Raw genomic sequence first — 17,019 nt, forward strand, 5'->3', positions numbered from 1 at the left:
CATGTCCCTGAACATCCGCCCCGCCACACGCGAAGACGCCGCGCTGATCCTGCGTTTCATCACCGACCTGGCGATCTATGAAAAGGCCGAGCATGAAGTGAAGACCGACGTGGCCGGCATCGAAGCCAGCCTGTTCGGCGAAGCCAGCACCACCCATGGGCTGATCTGCGAATACGACGGCGTGCCAATCGGCTATGCCGTGTATTTCTTCAACTACTCGACCTGGCTGGGCAAGCACGGCCTGTACCTCGAAGACCTCTATGTCAGCCCGGAGCAACGCAGTCTCGGCGCGGGCAAGGCAATCCTCCGTCACCTGGCGCAGATTGCCGTGGCCAAGGGCTGCGGGCGCTTCGAATGGTCTGTGCTGGACTGGAACGAGCCGGCCATTCAGTTCTACCAATCCATCGGCGCCAAGCCGCAGGACGAGTGGATCATCTACCGCATGACCGGTCAGGCACTGACGGACTTCGCGGCCGGCTGAGCCGCCGGGCGGGCACTGTCACGCTATCGGGCAGCGCTCGCGTATGCTGCGCCGATCCTGGCCATCCGATAGCCCGCCATGCGCCCTCTACTAGCCCTGACCGTTCTGCTCGTTTTCTCCGGCGCCCACGCCACGCCGCAGGCGATTCCCGCCGACAGCAGCTGGCACATGCAACTCAGCGGCCCACTGGAGACGCCAGCACGGCAGGTGTACAACGTCGACCTGTACGACACCCACCAGGACACCATCGCCGATCTGCAGCGCCAGGGCCGCATCGTGCTGTGCTATTTCAGCGCCGGCACCTGGGAAGACTGGCGCAGTGATGCCGCCCGCTACCCGCGCGTCGCACTGGGCAAGCCACTGCCCGACTGGCCCGGCGAGCGCTGGCTGGATATCCGCCGCAATGACGTACGCACCCTGCTCAGTGCCCGCCTGGACCTGGCCAAACGCAAAGGCTGCGATGGCGTGGACCCGGATAATATCGACGGCTACAGCAATGACAACGGCCTGCACCTGAGCAAAAGCCAGCAGCTCGACTTTATCCACTGGCTGACCGATGCCGCACACCAGCGTGGCCTGCTGGTCGGCCTGAAGAATGCCGTCGAACTGCTCCCGCAACTGGCCGAGCACGTCGACTTCGCGGTGAACGAGAGCTGCTACCAGTACAAGGAGTGCGACCGTTACCAGGCACTGCGTCGCCAGGGCAAACCGGTATTCATCGCCGAGTACGGCGACTACGACGAGAAGCTCTGCCGCCAGGCAGCCAGCTCCGGTTACCGCCTGCAGTTCTTCGCCCTGGCACTCGATGGCATCGGGACGCCTTGCCCCTAGGTTCTGCTGGCGAACCTAGGCGTCGTTGCCTATTCGATACAACATCATTGGATGTTATGGAGGTTATTTCAAACTAGGCCCTCGAAAGGACTTCTTTGAGGCACAAGCGGACACCGCAATTGGTGGGCTGAAGCCCACCCTACGCGGGGGTATAACTCTGTAGGGTGGGCTTCAGCCCACCAACCAGTGCGTGATGAAACGCAAAGGTCGAACGTCCGCAATTGCCTCGATCCCAACATCCGTGTCGAAACGGCGACAGATCCTAGGTACGACCAGCGCTGCGCAGCGCGATAAAGTCGGCCATCTCGGCTTCGCGATCGGCGGCGATGCGTTGCACATTCGGGTTACACCCCAGCAAGTCGAGCAGCTCGCGCGCCTGGGCAAAATCCTCCAGCAGATCGAGGCCGAAAACGTTCTGGCCAACGCCACAGGCCAGGTCGAGGCTATAGAGGAAATACAGGTCCGCCAGGCTGAACTGGTCACCCGCGACGTAGGGGGCAAACTTGCCATGGCGCTTCAGTGTCGCCACACCGGCGAGCAGCTCGTCCCGCGCCTTGCGGGTAATTGCTTCATCGAGGGCGAAACCGAAGAATGCCTGCGGGTAGCAGGCGCGGGCCGGCAGTTCGATGTACAGCTCGATTTCCCGCATCAGTGCACGGGTCTGCGCCCGCGCCGCCGGGTCGGCAGGCAGCAGGGGGCTGTCCGGGGAATAGCTTTCGAGGAACTCCAGAATCGCGCTGGTTTCGTTGATATAGCCGTGTTCGGTCTGCAGCACCGGCACCTTGCCACGCGGGCTGATGGCCAGGAATTCAGGGGTCTGGCTACCGTGTACGGTAACCGTTTCGAACGGGATGCCCTTTTCCAACAGAGCCAGCTTGACCATGTTGTAGTAGTTGCTGACGGCAAATCCATGGAGTCTGAGCATGGTGATATCCAGGACGGGGGAAAGCCTGGTTATAGCGGATAGAGGATGTGCTGTGGCGTCTATCAGCGACCTGAATGACCAGCGAACGTTTCCGCCGTGGCAAACTGGCGACCTTTGCATGAGGAACCTGGCATGAGCGAACACGACGACAACGACGAAGAGGCCTTCACCGAAGCGACCCTGATCCAGGCCATCGAAAACCAGCTGGAGGCCGACAGCCCGCCAGCCGCCAAGGCCACCTATAACAAGTTGACCCTGGTGGGCTACCCGCGCGAGGAAATCCTCGAACTGATGGCACTGGTATTGGCCCATGAGATCGACGCCATGCTGCGCGCCGATCGCCCATTCGACCAGGCCTGGTACGAACAGGCACTGCGCGCCCTGCCGACGCTGCCTGAAGACGCCTCGGCAGACTGATTACCTGTACCGAATATTGATCTGTATGCCTTCCAGCGTGCCGGGCAGCGCTGCTATGGTGGGGACAACTCTGCCGTGGATGGACACTTCAGCGGATGCCCGAACTGTGTCACAACGGCCTTCGGCCTGGCGTGCTCGCCACCCTGTTTGCGCTCCTCCTGTGCCTGGGCATGCCACCTGCCCGGGCCGAGGTCTATCGCATTGGCGCCGAAGACGACTGGTTCCCCTACACCGCCTACAAGGATGGCAAGGTCCAGGGCATGTCCGTGGACATTGTCCAGGCCGCGTTCGACGCCAGCGGCGTGCAGATCGAACTGCAGCCCTACCCTTATGCGCGCTGCATGGAAATGGCCCGCAATGGTCAACTGGTCGCCTGCTTCAATACCTCGCCAGATGCACGCATCGCCTCGCAATACCAGTTGCCCCAGACGCCGCTATTCAGCGATGACATCCTGCTCTGGGCACGCCGCGATGAAGCCCGGCCACTGAACCGTCTCGAACAGATCGGCCAACGCCAGGTGGCCGTGACCATCGGCTACGAGTACGGCAGCACCTTCGACGAAATGGAAAACATCCGCCGGGTGGCCGTGCGCAAGGACCTCAATGGATTCCGCATGCTGCTGCACCGACGGGTCGACTTCACCGTTGCCTTCCAGGGCACGGCCCATGCCCTGTTCGACGAATACCCGGAGCTGGCCAACCAGTTCGTGCCGGTTGCTACCGTGCACCGGCCGCAGCTGTACCTGACCTTTTCACGCCAGCACAGCCAGGCCGCCGTCCTGCTGCAACGCTTCGATGAAGGCATTCGCCGGATACAGGAAAATGGCCGCTATCGGGAAATCCTCAAACAGTGGCAGCATACTCAAACGCTGCAGTGAGCCACACTCGCTACACTGCCCAGACACCCACTCACCCACCCGCTACCGGCTCGGGCTGGTAGCTCAGAACAACAAGAACCGGAGTTTCCCATGGCCTACACCCCCGAACTGATCGCCGAGCTGGAAATCCTCGCCCTGTACAACCTGGAAAACGTGCAGGAAGGGCTCAAGGTGCATAACAACGCCACGTCGAAAACCCAGGGGGCGATTACCCGCCTGTACGAAAAAGGGCTGGTCACCCAGGCCGACGGCGGCTACCTCACCAGCCTCGGCCTGGATGCCGCCGAGCACGCCCAGGCTCTGCTGACCATCCTTACGCCGCAACCTGCCTGAGCACCGACCCAGCACCCGCTACGCACCGGATCGGCTGCATCCGGCCCGAGCGATATGATTTCTTCTGCCAGACCGCGGCCAGCCCCCCCTGCCGGAGGCCGTCTGCGGCTGGTAGGCTTGGCTCATTCCCCGTTTCGAGCAGGCCATGACGCGCACCCAGGAAATCCGCCCGGATATCAATGATGGCATCGACCGCAAGGTGCTGAGCCAACTGCGCGCCCGCTTCCTCAAGATCAACGATGGCCGCCTGGCGCGGGCCATGCAGGCACTGTCGACACGCCAGCAGCTGGTCCTGCGCCTGCTACCCCTGCTGCTGCACGTCAATCATCCGCTGCTGCCCGGTTATGTCTCCGGCAGCACGCCAGCCGGGCTCAGCGGATTCGAGCCGGACGACGACCTGCTGGCCGAAGCGCAGCGCCTGACCCGCTCGTTCTCCTACAAGGCCCGCCGCAGCAGTACGACGGGCGGTAAACCGAACATGCCGATCCACGGCCTGTTCCTGATGGGCAGCCTGGGCACCGTGGCCCAGGCCGAGCAAAGCGACATGGACCTGTGGGTCTGCCATGCCCCCGACCTCGACGCCCGCGCCCTGCAGGAACTGCGCAAGAAGTGCGATCTGCTCGAAGCCTGGGCCGCGACCCAGGGGGCGGAAACCCACTTCTTTCTCATCGACCCGGCACGCTTCACCCTGGGCGACCGCGAAGCCCAGCTGACTTCGGACGACTGCGGCACCACCCAGCATTACCTGCTGCTCGACGAGTTCTACCGCACGGCCATCTGGCTCGGCGGCCGCACCCCGCTGTGGTGGCTGGTGCCGGTGTACGAGGAAAGCAACTACAGCGCCTACACCCACGCCCTGCTGAGCAAGCGTTTCATCCGCGCCGACGAGGTGCTCGACCTCGGCCACATGGCCCACATCCCGCCTGGCGAGTTCATCGGCGCCGGCATGTGGCAGCTGTTCAAGGGCATCGAATCGCCGTACAAATCGGTGCTCAAACTGCTGCTGACCGAGGTCTACGCCAGTGAACATCCCCAGGTGGAATGCCTGAGCCTGCGCTACAAGCAGGCCGTGTTTGCCAACCAGCTCGACCTCGACGAGCTCGACCCGTACATCGTCGTGTACCGGCGCCTGGAGGAATACCTCACCGCCCGTGGCGAGCTGGAACGCCTGGAGCTGATCCGCCGTTGCCTGTACCTCAAGGTCAACAAGAAGCTCAGCAGCCCACCGCGCAACCGGGCAAAAAGCTGGCAACGCCTGCTGCTCGAACGCCTGACCAAAGAGTGGAACTGGACGCCCCGCGCACTGACCATGCTCGATAGCCGCAGCCAATGGAAAGTACGCCAGGTCAGTGCGGAGCGCCGCGCCCTGGTCAACGAGCTGACCTACAGCTACCGCTTCCTCTCCGCCTTCGCGCGCACCCAACAGGCTGCCAGCCCGCTCAATAGCCGCGACCTCGGCGTGCTCGGCCGGCGCCTGTACGCGGCGTTCGAACGCAAGGCCGGCAAGATCGAATTCATCAATCCGGGCATCGCGCCGGACCTGGCCGAAGATACCCTGACCCTGGTACACAGTGGCGGCGAAAGCGGCACCGAGAGCCAGTGGGCGCTGTATAACGGCAGCCTGACGACCCAGGAATGGCCGGACTTCGCCCCGCTCAAGCGGGCCCGTGAACTGATCGAACTGCTCGCCTGGTGCCACCGCAACAGCGTGATCGACAGCAGCACCCGCCTGTCGCTGCACCCAGGCGGCAGTGACCTCAGCGAGTTCGAGCTGTCCAACCTGCTCACCAGCCTGCAACAGGCACTGCCGCTGCCACTGCCACCGGTCGCCGAGGAAGCCCTGCTGCACAGCGCCGAGCCGGCTGAAGTGGTGCTGCTGATCAACGTCGGCATCGACCCGCTCAAGGCGCACAGCCAGCTCAACGTGCACATGACCACCGAGCGCACCGACTCGCTGGGCTACGCCGGGGTGCGCGAGAACCTGGTGCTGACTCTCGACCAGGTCAGCCTGAACAGCTGGAACGAGCTGCTGGTCAGTCGCTACGACGGCCCTCATGCGCTGCTCGATTGCCTGCGCGACTTTCTCAACAGCCTGCCCGCCCACCGGCCGCCGCCCACCCTGCGTGTACGCTGCTTCTGCCGCAACCGGGCCAATGCCATTGCCCAGCGGGTCGAAGAACTGTTCCGCGATGTACTGGGCTCCCTCGACGATCCGCTCGGCGCCAGCCGCTACCTGCTGCAGATCCAGCAGCAGTACCACATGCTCGACCTGCGCCCCGGCCAGGTCAGCCACTGCGCCTTGTCCGACCTGCCCATGCTGGTCGAGCACCTGGGCGACGAACAGGCGCAATACAGCCCGCTACGCCTGGACCGCTACGCCCTGGAAGGCGAGGACCTGGCCCTGATCCTCCCGGCCGGGCGCCCGGAGTGCATCCAGGTGTTCTACCGGATCGACGGCGAGCAGGCCGAGATCAGCGTGCTCGACGAGTACAACGCGCTTTGGCGTCAGCGCCTCCCCTACCGGGACGAACAGAGCCTGCTGACGCCCCTGCAGCGCTTTCTGCAATCGGTGTTGTACCGGCGCAATGCCCTGCTACCCCTGGATGAACCCCTGCCTCCCGCGGCACTGGATGTCCTCTACTACGAGGTCTTGCCCGCCCCGCCGCAACGCGCTCGCCACCTGGAGCGCCGGGCAGCGCCGCAGGCGTCGGTCAGCCATCCGTTCTACGACGTACAAGCCATCGTCGAGCGCTCGGATCAGGCCCAGGTGCATGTCACCCTGTACTGCAACCACCGCGAATTTTCCGAACTGGAATATGGCAGCGAACTGTTCAGCGCCGTGGCCCGCCACATTCTCGCCCAGCGCCGGGAAGCCGAGCGCTACCCCTGCTACATCACCGACCTCGACCTGTCGCGCATTCTCGATGACGGCCATACCCAGACCATCCACTACCTGCGCTACAAGGCAGAGTTGGAAGGCGCCCTCAACCGTGCGCTGCAGACAGCCTGATCCTGCGTCAGCCATAAACAAGGAACACCCATGAGCCTGATTGCCACGTTACTGATTGGTGCAGGCATCGCCTTCGCCATCAGGGCATGGCGCAAAGCCAAGCAGCGCCAGCGCGAGGCGTTCCTCGACCATTACCGGTTTCCCGAGCGGCTGCACAGCAAACTGCTGCAGCGCTACCCGCACCTGACAACCGAACAGGGCAACAAGGTGCTGCGCGGCCTACGCGAGTACTTTCAGTTGTGCCGACTGGCGGGAAATAAGAGGGTTGCGATGCCTTCACAGGCGGTGGATGTGGCGTGGCACGAATTCATTCTGTACACCCAGCAGTATGCCCAGTTCTGCCGCAAAGGCCTGGGGCGATTCCTGCATCACACACCGAATGATGCATTGCGCAATGCCAGCGCCAGCGCCAGCGCCGAAGCGATGACGCGCACCTGGCGGCTGGCTTGTGCCCGCGTCGGCCTTGCTCCCCACACAACACGCGTGTTGCCCTGGTTGTTCACCCTGGATACCGAGCTGAGTATCGCCGACGGCTTCAGCTATCGACCTGATTGCGGCGCCGCGCCAGGCAGCATCGGTGCCGACAACGCATTCTGCGTCAGCCATTTCAGTTGCAGTTCGGGAGGCGATACCAGCTCCACCAGCAGCACAGGCTGCAGCAGCGACAGTGGTAGCAGTGGGTGCAGCAGCGGATGCGGAGGCGGCGGCGACTAGGACAGGGGCTTCAGCCACGCACGCTTATGGGAAAGGCCTCGGGCTGCCTGCGGCGGTATGAGACACACCGCAGACACCACCGCAGCACAGGATCAACGCTCGAAATCACCTGCCGCTTCAGGCTGGTATTCGATGTCCAGCAGGGTCAGCTTGAGCAGCTTGCCGCCCGGGCCCGGCCAGTCGATGTGCTGACCGACCGTCAACCCCAGCAGGGCGCAGCCGACCGGCGCCAGGATCGATACGGTGCCTTCGGGGCCGGCATCCTGCGGGTAGACCAGGGTCAGGTGATAGTCCTTGCCACTGCTCTCCTCACGACAATGCACCCGCGAGTTCATCGTCACCACACCGGCCGGCACTTCATCGTGGCCCACCACTTGGGCCCGCGTCAGCTCTGTTTCGAGTGCTTCGGCGGCTGGGCCGTAGTCCTCCAGACTGTCGAGCAGACGCTCCAGGCGCTGCAGGTCGAGGCGGGTGATAGTGATCGGGGGTGTACTGATCATGGCGTCCGGCAATCTCCTGTTAGTCCAGAAAAAGCAAAACCCCGCCCGAAGGCAGGGTTTTGCAAACAAGGCCTGACCGTACCACAGGCAGCCAAATAAGCAATACCAGGCGGTCAGAACCGCGGGCGGGCCTTCAGCCGCTCTTGTGCGGCCTGGCAGATGGCCCGGCGCTGCTGGCTGTCCGAGCGGCTCCAATCGAGAATCTCGCTGAGCAGACGGCCACAGCCCAGGCACTGATCCTCGTCATCCAGGCAACACTGACGCCGACAGGGTGATGCGACGACATCTACGCCGGTCGAATCAGAGTTCTTCGAACTCGAGCTGCTCACCGGCCTGCTCCTGGGTTACCCGCGCCAGCAACTCACCCAGCGGCTCTTCGCTGGTGTCGCAGATCCACAAACCCTGCGCCTCGTCATAGTCGAAGTGGAAGCCACCGGAACGAGCCGCCACCCACAGCTGACGTAGCGGCTCCTGGCGACTGAGGATCACCTGGGTGCCGTTCTCGAAACGCACGGTCAGCACGCCGGCGGAGTTTTCCAGGTCGATGTCCAGACCACTGTCATCGAATACGTCCTCCACGATTTCCTGGGCGGCATCGATCAGGTCATGGAAACGGGCTTCGCTCAAACTCATGTACAACTACCTCAGGAAAAGGATGCGGGGTCGGCCTGGTTCTGCCGGTAGGCACCGGGGCTTTGTCCGGTCCAGCGCCGAAAGGCGCGGGCCAGGGAACCGGTCTCGCTGAACCCGACGAGAAAGGCGATTTCCGCCAGCTCCAGCGCCGGGTCGCGCAGATAATGCAGCACCAGCTGCTCGCGCGTCTCGTCGAGCAACTGGCTAAAGGATAACCCGGCCTCGCGCAAACGCCGCTGTAAAGTGCGCGGACTGAGTTGCAGGGTCTGCGCCAGCGACTCCAAATCAGCGCCCTGCTCGGGCAGCTGTCGTGCCAGTTCACGGCGGGCGCGGTCGAGCACCTGGTGCCCCTGGTTGAGCTCGCCGAGCAGGCGGTCGGCATGCGCATCGAGCAGATGGCGCAGCTGGGCATCGGCCTGTCCCAACGGTGTAGCCAGCAGGCGCTTGGGGAAAACCAGGGCGTTATCGGCCTGACCGAAAAGCACCGGGCAACCGAAAACCCGCTGGTATTCAGTGATGTCAGCCGGCGCCGGGTATTGGAACCGCACCTCTGTGGGCGGAATCTGCAGGCCGCTGACCCAGTGCCCGAACGTCATCCAGCCCACCAGGGTTTCCTCGCAATGCAAACGCTGATGCTGCACCAAGAGCGGGTGCCAGCGATGAGCCACCAAGGCCTCCATGCCCGGACGCGGCGGTTCGTCGTCCAGCTCCACGCGGCCCAGGTTGCCGACCAATGCGGCATAGCGCGCTTGCCGGTGCAGCGCATCGGCCAGGGTCGCGCAACTCATGATCAGGTAACCGAGCACCCCGTAGTAGCCGGGCCGAATGGCCTCGCCAAGGTGCAGCCCAAGCTGCTCATCGCCGGTCAGGCGCACACCCTCGCCCAGCAGTTCGAGGTAGGCGCTGGCCGCTACCCGCTGATCACGCTGGGTCAGGATCTCCGGACTCAGCTGGACATGCGCCAGCAACGCGTTGCTGGCGAACCCCAGGCGCCCGAGGTAGTCCAGCAAACCTTGCAGATAGGCGACCGACACGGAGCTGGCAAGCGGGGTCGAGTTGTCCATCGCACCTCCATTTTTTAAGCGCATGCTATCTGCAAAGCCGTGGCCCCGCACGCCAGGTTGCAGGCCCCGTCGGGCGGGAGCCCTGGCGCATAGGCAAGCTGCCGGGGGGTGGGTATACTCCTGCCCATTCATGATTTTGCAAAGGAATTCACCATGAAGCGCCTGCTGCTGCCCTTCATCGCATTGGCCGTTCTCTGTGCCGCCCTTACCGGCTGCGGTCAGAAAGGTCCGCTGTACCACCCGGACGACGAGAAAACGACCAAAGAACGCGACAGAGACATCTTCCTCTAAGGGGGTTCCATGCAAGCCTTTACCAACCGCGACGGGCAACTGTTCGCGGAGGGCGTGGCCCTGTCCGCAATTGCCGAACGCTTCGGCACGCCCACCTATATCTATTCCCGTGCCCACATCGAGGCGCAGTACCGCGCCTACGCCGACGCCCTGAACGGCATGCCCCACCTGGTCTGCTTCGCTGTCAAAGCCAACTCCAACCTGGGCGTACTCAACGTCCTGGCACGTCTGGGCGCCGGTTTTGACATCGTGTCGCGGGGTGAGCTGGAACGCGCCCTGGCCGCCGGCGGCGAGCCGAGCAAGATCGTTTTCTCCGGCGTCGGCAAGACCCGTGACGACATGCGTCGCGCGCTGGAAGTCGGCGTGCACTGCTTCAACGTCGAGTCCACCGATGAGCTGGAGCGCCTGCAAGTGGTCGCCGCCGAACTGGGCAAGACCGCGGCGATCTCGCTGCGGGTCAACCCGGACGTCGACGCCGGCACCCACCCGTATATTTCCACCGGCCTGAAAGAAAACAAATTCGGTATTGCCATCGCCGATGCGCCGGCCGTATACGCCCGTGCTGCAGCCCTGTCGAACCTGGAAATCGTTGGCGTCGATTGCCATATCGGCTCACAGCTGACCACCCTGCCGCCATTTCTCGATGCCCTCGATCGCCTGCTGGCGCTGATCGACAACCTGGCCGAGCAAGGCATCCGCATCCGCCACCTCGACCTCGGTGGCGGTCTGGGCGTGCAGTACCGTGACGAGCAACCGCCGCTGGCCGGCGACTACATCGCCGCCGTGCGCGAACGCATTCAGGGTCGCGACCTGGCCCTGGTGTTCGAGCCGGGCCGCTCCATTGTCGCCAACGCTGGCGTGCTGCTGACCCGTGTGGAATACCTCAAGCACACCGAGCACAAGGATTTCGCCATCGTCGACGCGGCGATGAACGACCTGATCCGCCCGGCCCTGTACCAGGCCTGGATGGACGTGGTGCCGGTGCAGCCTCGCGATGCCGAGCCGCGCACGTACGACATCGTCGGACCGATCTGCGAGACCGGCGACTTCCTCGCCAAGAACCGCGAGCTGGCCCTGGCCGAAGGCGATCTGCTGGCCGTGCGCTCGGCTGGCGCTTACGGTTTCGTCATGAGTTCGAACTACAACACCCGTGGCCGCGCCGCCGAAGTGCTGGTGGATGGCGAGCAGGCCTTCGAGGTGCGCCGCCGCGAAACCCTGGCCGAACTCTACGCCGGCGAAAGCCTGCCGCCGCAGTGAGGGCGCGATCATGTTATTGCGCTTCACCAAGATGCACGGCCTGGGCAACGACTTCATGGTCCTCGACCTGATCAGCCAGCACGCGCATATCCAGCCCAAGCACGCCAAGCAGTGGGGCGACCGCCACACGGGCGTCGGCTTCGATCAGTTGCTGATCGTCGAAGCACCAGGCAGCCCGGATGTCGACTTCCGCTACCGCATCTTCAACGCTGACGGCTCGGAAGTGGAGCAGTGCGGCAACGGCGCCCGCTGCTTCGCCCGCTTCGTCGTCGACAAGCGCCTGACGGTGAAAAAGCGCATTCGTGTCGAAACCAAGGGCGGCATCATCGAACTCAACCTGCGTCCCGATGGCCAGGTCACGGTCGACATGGGCCCACCGCGCCTGGTGCCGGCCGACATCCCGTTCCAGGCCGACAACGAGGCACTGAGCTACCCGGTCGACGTGGACGGACAAACCGTCGAGCTGGCCGCGATCTCCATGGGCAACCCGCATGCCGTGCTGCGCGTCGACACGGTCGACAACGCGCCAGTGCATACCCTGGGCCCGAAACTGGAACACCACCCGCGCTTCCCGCAGCGGGTCAATGTCGGCTTCCTCCAGGTGCAGGATCGCCACCACGCACGCCTGCGCGTGTGGGAACGTGGCGCCGGGGAAACCCAGGCCTGCGGTACCGGCGCCTGCGCTGCCGCGGTGGCTGCGATTCGCCAGGGTTGGATGGATTCGCCACTGCAGCTGGAACTGCCCGGTGGCAAGCTGTGCATCGAGTGGGCAGGCCCCGGCCAGCCAGTTATGATGACCGGCCCCGCCGTTCGCGTGTACGAAGGACAGGTTCGTTTATGACCGATCAGCGCCAGGATCCACCCGTTCCGCTCGATTCCGCGACCGTGGCCGCCTACTTGCGCCAGCACCCGGAATTCTTCGTCGACCATGAAGAGCTGATCCCCGAACTGCGCATCCCGCACCTGCCGGGCGAAGCCGTGTCACTGGTAGAGCGCCAGGTCAAATTGTTGCGCGAGCGCAACATCGAGATGCGCCATCGCCTGTCGCAGTTGATGGACGTGGCCCGCGACAACGACCGCCTGTTCGACAAGACCCGCCGCCTGATTCTCGACCTGCTCGATGCTGGCAGCCTGGAAGAAGTGGTCAGCGCCGTGGAAGACAGCCTGCGCCATGCCTTCCAGGTGCCCTTCGTCAGCCTGATCCTGTTCAGCGACAGCCCACTCGGCGTGGGCCGCACGGTGAGCAGCGCGGAAGCGCACCAGGTAATCGGCGGGCTGCTCAGCGGCGGCAAGACCACCTGCGGCGTGCTGCGCCCTCATGAACTGGCCTTCCTCTTCGGCGAAGCCGAGCAAGAAAAGGTTGGCTCGGCGGCCGTGGTCTCGCTCACTCACCAGGGCCTGCATGGCGTGTTGGCCATCGGCAGTCCCGACCCGCAACACTACAAGAGTTCGCTGGGTACACTGTTCCTCGGCTACATCGCCGAAGTGGTCGCCCGGATAGTGCCGCGCTTCGCCACGCCGCTGCGCTCGGTCCGCTGACCTGTAGAAGCGAGCCATGCTCGCGAGTCGGCCAGCGCCGAGATTTCGCGAGCAACGGGCTTGGCGCTGATCGCGGCCCGACCCGAATCATCACGCCAGGAGCCTCCATGCACGACCAATTGGATGCTTACCTCGAACACCTGCGCAGTGAGCGCCAGGTGTCGGCGCACACCCTCGACGGCTACCGCCGTGACCTGCTGACCGTTCTCGCCCTCTGCGAGAAGAACGCCATCCACCACTGGATTGACCTCGACAGCCGCAGCCTGCGGGGCTTCATTGCCCGCCTGCACGCCAAGGGCCAGGCCAGCCGTTCGCTGGCTCGCCTATTGTCGGCGGTACGCGGGCTCTATCACTACCTGGCTCGTGAAGGCCTGTGCCGGCACGACCCGGCCAGCGGGCTGTCACCGCCCAAGGGCGAGCGCCGCCTGCCGCGCACCCTCGATGCCGACCGCGCCCAGCAACTGCTCGATGGCGCAGTGGAAGACGACTTCATCGCCCGTCGCGACCACGCCATGCTCGAGCTGTTCTATTCCTCGGGCCTGCGCCTGTCCGAACTGGTCAACCTCGACCTCGACGGCCTCGACCTGGCCGCCGGGCTGGTGCGTGTGCGCGGCAAGGGCAACAAGACCCGTGAACTGCCCATCGGCAGCAAGGCCCGCGAAGCGCTGCAGCAGTGGCTGCCGCTGCGCCAGTTGAGCAACCCGCCGGATGCCGCGCTGTTCGTCAGCCAGCAAGGCCGCCGCATCGGTGCCCGCGCCGTGCAATTGCGCGTGCGCCAGGCCGGCGTGCGCGAGCTGGGCCAACATGTGCACCCTCACATGTTGCGGCACAGTTTCGCCAGCCACATGCTGGAGTCGTCGCAGGACCTGCGCGCCGTGCAGGAACTGCTCGGCCACGCCGACATCGCCACCACGCAGATCTACACCCACCTGGATTTCCAGCACCTGGCCACGGTCTACGACAAGGCCCACCCTCGCGCCAAACGCAGTACGAGAAACGACGAATGAGCCTGCGCCTGATTACCTTCGACCTCGATGACACCCTGTGGGACGTGGCGCCCGTGATGCACAGCGCCGAAGCCGTGCTGCGCGACTGGCTGGCCGACCAGGCCCCCCGCCTCGGCCCGGTTCCGGTGGAACACCTGTGGGCCGTGCGCAGCCGCCTGCTGAGTGCCGAGCCGGCGCTCAGGCACCGCCTCAGCGAACTGCGCCGCCGCCTGCTGTTCCACGCCCTGGAAGACGCCGGCTATGCCCATGACGAGGCACAACACCTGGCCGCCGCCGGTTTCGAGGTGTTCCTCGAAGCGCGCCATCAGGTGGCCCTGTTTCCCGAAGTGCATGAAACACTGGAGAAACTGGCCAACCGCTTCATGCTCGGCGTGATCACCAACGGTAACGCCGACGTGCGCCGACTGGGCCTGGCGGACTACTTCCGCTTCGCCCTGTGCGCCGAGGAACTGGGCATAGGCAAACCCGATCCCCTGCCCTTCCAGAGCGCCTTGCAACGCGCCGGCATCGAGGCCGGGCAGGCGGCACACATCGGCGACCACCCAAGTGACGACATCGCTGGAGCCCGTGCCGCCGGCATGCGCGCGGTCTGGTTCAACCCGCAGGGCAAAACCTGGAACGGCGACGCCGCGCCGGATGCCCAGGTCCGTAATCTGGCCGAATTGCCGGCGCTGTTCGAACGCTGGCAACGGCCCACCCAGGCATGAAAAAGCCCGCCAAGGGGCGGGCTTTTTCAGTAACGGCAGGGCTCAGATAGGGCGACTGCCGTACTTGCTGTCCGGCTTCTTGGGCGGGTCGGCAACCACATTGGGCTCGACTTCCTGCACCTTGCCACCGCGCGAAAGAAACTCCTCCATGGCCTTGGCCAGGGCGTCACGTTCTTTCTGCTTGGCTTCGATGCTCGGCAGTTCATCGACCTCGACAGCGGCCTTGGCTTTCTTGCCAGGCTTGCTCGGCGCATCGCCGGCATCACCGTCGTCATCGTCATCGACCGCACCATCGTCGGCCGCCGCCAGTTCCTCGCCGTCGTCCTCATCACCGACTTCGAGTTCGTCTTGTTCCAGTTCTTCGTCGCTCATGTTCTACCTCATGACGTGCGCAAAGCAGTTTAGTTATAGCCCAGTGGCGCGTTTTGCAAAACGCCGCCGGAAAAATCCACGGGCCCGCCACACACCGTGCAGCAATGCCTCAGTTGGTCTCGCCATGAAGAGTCGCCAGCACACGGCGGGCGCCTCCCCTGTCCCGGTGTTCACCGAGATAAATTCCTTGCCAGGTGCCCAGCGCCAGTTGTCCCGAGGTTATCGGCAGACTCAACTGGCAGCCCAGCAGGCTGGACTTGAAATGTGCAGGCAGGTCGTCCGCACCTTCGTCGTTATGTTCGTAGCCCTGCTCGTCTTGCGGCACAAGACGATCAAAGAAGCGTTCGAAGTCACGTCGCACTGCGCTATCGGCATTCTCGTTGATCGTCAGCGAAGCCGATGTGTGCTGCAGCCACAGATGTAATATGCCTACACGGTAGTGGCGCAACTCCGGCAAACCCGCCTGCAATTCCTCGCTCACCAGATGAAAGCCACGTGCCCTAGGGCGAAGCGTAATCAGCCGTTGTAGCCACATCACCCACGCACCTGCAGTGTCCCGTTGGGCGCGCATTCTAGGGTCTGTTGCGGGGTCATCACAACCGCACCGGAGCCTGTTTTAACGCGGCAACACGTCGCGTCAAAACAGACACGGCCCTCAGACTTGCGATGGAACATTCAACGCCTCCTTGGCGCCCGCAGAAAAAACAAAGGGCGCCGCAGCGCCCCTTGCCAACACCTGCTCAGGGACTATTTGCGGGTGAACTCCGGATAGGCTTCCATACCGCACTCGACGATATCCATGCCCTCGTACTCATCTTCCTCACTGACACGCAGGCCCATGATTAGTTTGATCAATCCCCACACGATCAGACTGGCGACGAAGACCCAGGCAAAAATGCAGGCCGCACCCAGCATCTGCGAGGTGAGGCTGGCGCTGCTATTGGTCAGGGGTACAGCCAACAGCCCCCAGATGCCGCCCGCGCCGTGCACCGAGATGGCACCGACCGGATCATCGATACGCAGCTTGTCGAGCAGCAGAATGCTGAACACCACCAGCACGCCACCCACGGCACCGATCAGGGAAGCCTGCACTGCCGTGGGCGTCGACGGCTCGGCGGTGATCGCCACCAACCCGGCGAGCGCTCCATTGAGGATCATGGTCAGGTCAGCCTTGCCGAACAGGATGCGTGCCACCACCAGCGCGGCGAGCAAACCACCGGCCGCCGCCATGTTGGTGTTGACGAACACCGAGGCCACCGCGTTGGCATCCTCGATGGAGCTGATCTTCAGCTGCGAACCGCCGTTGAAGCCGAACCAGCCGACCCACAGCAGCAAGGTGCCCAACGCCGCGAGCGGCAGATTGGCGCCCGGAATCGCATTGATCTGCCCATGGTTGCCGTACTTGCCGCGCCGCGCACCGAGCAGGATGACGCCGGCCAACGCCGCGGATGCACCGGCCAGGTGAACGACACCCGAGCCGGCAAAGTCCTTGAAGCCGACCTGCTTGAGGAAGCCACCGCCCCAGGTCCAGTAGCCCTCGATGGGATAGATCACGCCACACATCACCACGGCAAAGGCGAGAAAGGCCCACAGGCGCATACGCTCTGCCACCGCCCCGGAAATGATCGACATGCAGGTCGCGGCGAACACCACCTGGAAGAAGAAATCCGCCCGCGCCGAAAAGCTCGGAGCGTCCTTGCCCGCCGCGCTGACCGCTTCGACGGCATGCTCATTGCCGATCAGGAAGCCCACATGCGGCCACACGCCCCCTGCCGGGCCGTTGTACATCAGGTAATAGCCGACCAGCAGGTACATCACGCTGGCCAGGGCGTAGAGGGTGACGTTCTTGGCGAGGATTTCCGCAGTGTTCTTCGCCCGCACCAGACCGGCCTCGAGCATGGCGAAACCGGAAGCCATGAGCATCACCAGGGCGCCGCTGATCAACAGGTAAAAGGTGTCCAGCGCATACTGCAAGGGAATCAGTGCCGTGCTTTCCATACGTACTCCGGGATACCGAATGCATCGCGCCAGCAAGGGCGCAGACAGTAAAACGCCCGGCG

The 17,019-nt window shown here is 64.0% G+C and carries 21 protein-coding genes; 13 read left to right on the plus strand and 8 right to left on the minus strand.

Annotation, left to right across the window (positions count from 1 at the left end):
* The first annotated feature begins 1 nt into the window (after position 1).
* Positions 2-481, plus strand: a complete 480-nt coding sequence (locus ACWPW0_RS21640; RefSeq protein WP_454256518.1) for an N-acetyltransferase family protein — start codon at positions 2-4, stop codon at positions 479-481.
* A 78-nt stretch (positions 482-559) separates the two neighbouring features.
* Positions 560-1,312 carry an endo alpha-1,4 polygalactosaminidase gene (locus ACWPW0_RS21645; protein ID WP_454256519.1) on the plus strand — a complete coding sequence of 251 codons (753 nt, stop codon included), beginning with the start codon at positions 560-562 and terminating at the stop codon, positions 1,310-1,312.
* A gap of 262 nt (positions 1,313-1,574) precedes the next feature.
* Here the strand turns inward: ACWPW0_RS21645 and ACWPW0_RS21650 are convergent, their stop codons facing one another.
* Positions 1,575-2,237 carry a glutathione S-transferase family protein gene (locus tag ACWPW0_RS21650; protein ID WP_454256520.1) on the minus strand — a complete coding sequence of 221 codons (663 nt, stop codon included), beginning with the start codon at positions 2,235-2,237 and terminating at the stop codon, positions 1,575-1,577.
* 132 nt (positions 2,238-2,369) lie between these two features.
* On the opposite strand from ACWPW0_RS21650, the gene ACWPW0_RS21655 reads away from it, so the two are divergent.
* The 5 genes from ACWPW0_RS21655 (at position 2,370) to ACWPW0_RS21675 (ending at position 7,589) form a co-directional block, all read left to right on the plus strand.
* The gene (locus ACWPW0_RS21655; RefSeq protein WP_447594977.1) at positions 2,370-2,654 is read left to right on the plus strand and encodes a hypothetical protein; all 285 of its coding nucleotides are present in this window, start codon (positions 2,370-2,372) and stop codon (positions 2,652-2,654) included.
* Between the two features lie 95 nt (positions 2,655-2,749).
* Positions 2,750-3,532: a substrate-binding periplasmic protein gene (locus tag ACWPW0_RS21660; protein WP_454256521.1), complete on the plus strand. Its 783-nt coding sequence runs from the start codon at positions 2,750-2,752 to the stop codon at positions 3,530-3,532.
* 90 nt (positions 3,533-3,622) lie between these two features.
* Positions 3,623-3,865 (plus strand): TIGR02647 family protein, encoded by a 243-nt coding sequence (locus ACWPW0_RS21665; RefSeq protein WP_447594981.1) that lies wholly within the window; start codon positions 3,623-3,625, stop codon positions 3,863-3,865.
* Between the two features lie 145 nt (positions 3,866-4,010).
* A complete protein-coding gene (locus ACWPW0_RS21670) occupies positions 4,011-6,875 on the plus strand; it encodes a class I adenylate cyclase (protein ID WP_454256522.1) in 2,865 nt (954 codons plus the stop codon).
* Positions 6,876-6,905: 30 nt separating this feature from the next.
* On the plus strand, positions 6,906-7,589 hold the full coding sequence (locus tag ACWPW0_RS21675) for a glycine-rich domain-containing protein (RefSeq protein WP_454256523.1): 684 nt from the start codon (positions 6,906-6,908) through the stop codon (positions 7,587-7,589).
* A gap of 92 nt (positions 7,590-7,681) precedes the next feature.
* On the opposite strand, the gene rnk is transcribed toward ACWPW0_RS21675, so the two are convergent.
* The 4 genes from rnk to ACWPW0_RS21695 all read right to left on the minus strand — a co-directional run bounded on the left by rnk (position 7,682) and on the right by ACWPW0_RS21695 (position 9,786).
* Positions 7,682-8,086, minus strand: coding sequence for a nucleoside diphosphate kinase regulator (rnk, locus tag ACWPW0_RS21680; RefSeq protein ID WP_454256780.1), 405 nt, complete (start codon positions 8,084-8,086; stop codon positions 7,682-7,684).
* A 116-nt stretch (positions 8,087-8,202) separates the two neighbouring features.
* Positions 8,203-8,418 (minus strand): DUF1289 domain-containing protein, encoded by a 216-nt coding sequence (locus tag ACWPW0_RS21685; RefSeq protein ID WP_447594988.1) that lies wholly within the window; start codon positions 8,416-8,418, stop codon positions 8,203-8,205.
* Positions 8,390-8,722 (minus strand): iron donor protein CyaY, encoded by a 333-nt coding sequence (gene cyaY / locus ACWPW0_RS21690; RefSeq protein ID WP_447594989.1) that lies wholly within the window; start codon positions 8,720-8,722, stop codon positions 8,390-8,392. The genes ACWPW0_RS21685 and cyaY overlap by 29 nt, the downstream gene beginning before the upstream one ends.
* An 11-nt stretch (positions 8,723-8,733) precedes the next feature.
* Positions 8,734-9,786: an AraC family transcriptional regulator gene (locus ACWPW0_RS21695; RefSeq protein WP_454256524.1), complete on the minus strand. Its 1,053-nt coding sequence runs from the start codon at positions 9,784-9,786 to the stop codon at positions 8,734-8,736.
* A 153-nt stretch (positions 9,787-9,939) separates the two neighbouring features.
* Between ACWPW0_RS21695 and lptM the strand changes: the two genes are divergently transcribed.
* From lptM to ACWPW0_RS21725, 6 genes are all read left to right on the plus strand, one after another.
* On the plus strand, positions 9,940-10,077 hold the full coding sequence (gene lptM / locus ACWPW0_RS21700) for an LPS translocon maturation chaperone LptM (protein WP_111946747.1): 138 nt from the start codon (positions 9,940-9,942) through the stop codon (positions 10,075-10,077).
* 9 nt (positions 10,078-10,086) lie between these two features.
* A complete protein-coding gene (lysA, locus tag ACWPW0_RS21705; protein WP_454256525.1) occupies positions 10,087-11,334 on the plus strand; it encodes a diaminopimelate decarboxylase in 1,248 nt (415 codons plus the stop codon).
* Between the two features lie 10 nt (positions 11,335-11,344).
* Positions 11,345-12,175 carry a diaminopimelate epimerase gene (gene dapF, locus ACWPW0_RS21710; RefSeq protein ID WP_454256526.1) on the plus strand — a complete coding sequence of 277 codons (831 nt, stop codon included), beginning with the start codon at positions 11,345-11,347 and terminating at the stop codon, positions 12,173-12,175.
* A complete protein-coding gene (locus ACWPW0_RS21715) occupies positions 12,172-12,873 on the plus strand; it encodes a DUF484 family protein (RefSeq protein WP_454256527.1) in 702 nt (233 codons plus the stop codon). The genes dapF and ACWPW0_RS21715 overlap by 4 nt, the downstream gene beginning before the upstream one ends.
* 107 nt (positions 12,874-12,980) lie before the next feature.
* On the plus strand, positions 12,981-13,880 hold the full coding sequence (gene xerC / locus ACWPW0_RS21720; RefSeq protein ID WP_454256528.1) for a tyrosine recombinase XerC: 900 nt from the start codon (positions 12,981-12,983) through the stop codon (positions 13,878-13,880).
* Entirely contained in the window at positions 13,877-14,587 is a 711-nt protein-coding gene (locus tag ACWPW0_RS21725; RefSeq protein ID WP_447595000.1) for an HAD family hydrolase, read from the plus strand. Before xerC ends, ACWPW0_RS21725 begins: the two co-directional genes overlap by 4 nt.
* Before the next feature lie 42 nt (positions 14,588-14,629).
* On the opposite strand, the gene sutA is transcribed toward ACWPW0_RS21725, so the two are convergent.
* The 3 genes from sutA to ACWPW0_RS21740 form a co-directional block, all read right to left on the minus strand.
* Entirely contained in the window at positions 14,630-14,959 is a 330-nt protein-coding gene (gene sutA, locus ACWPW0_RS21730) for a transcriptional regulator SutA (RefSeq protein ID WP_447595002.1), read from the minus strand.
* Positions 14,960-15,068: 109 nt separating this feature from the next.
* On the minus strand, positions 15,069-15,494 hold the full coding sequence (locus ACWPW0_RS21735; protein ID WP_447595004.1) for a secondary thiamine-phosphate synthase enzyme YjbQ: 426 nt from the start codon (positions 15,492-15,494) through the stop codon (positions 15,069-15,071).
* Positions 15,495-15,706: 212 nt separating this feature from the next.
* The gene (locus tag ACWPW0_RS21740; protein WP_454256529.1) at positions 15,707-16,957 is read right to left on the minus strand and encodes an ammonium transporter; all 1,251 of its coding nucleotides are present in this window, start codon (positions 16,955-16,957) and stop codon (positions 15,707-15,709) included.
* Between the last annotated feature and the right edge of the window lie 62 nt (positions 16,958-17,019).

The organism is Pseudomonas sp. Marseille-Q8238 (assembly GCF_965111915.1).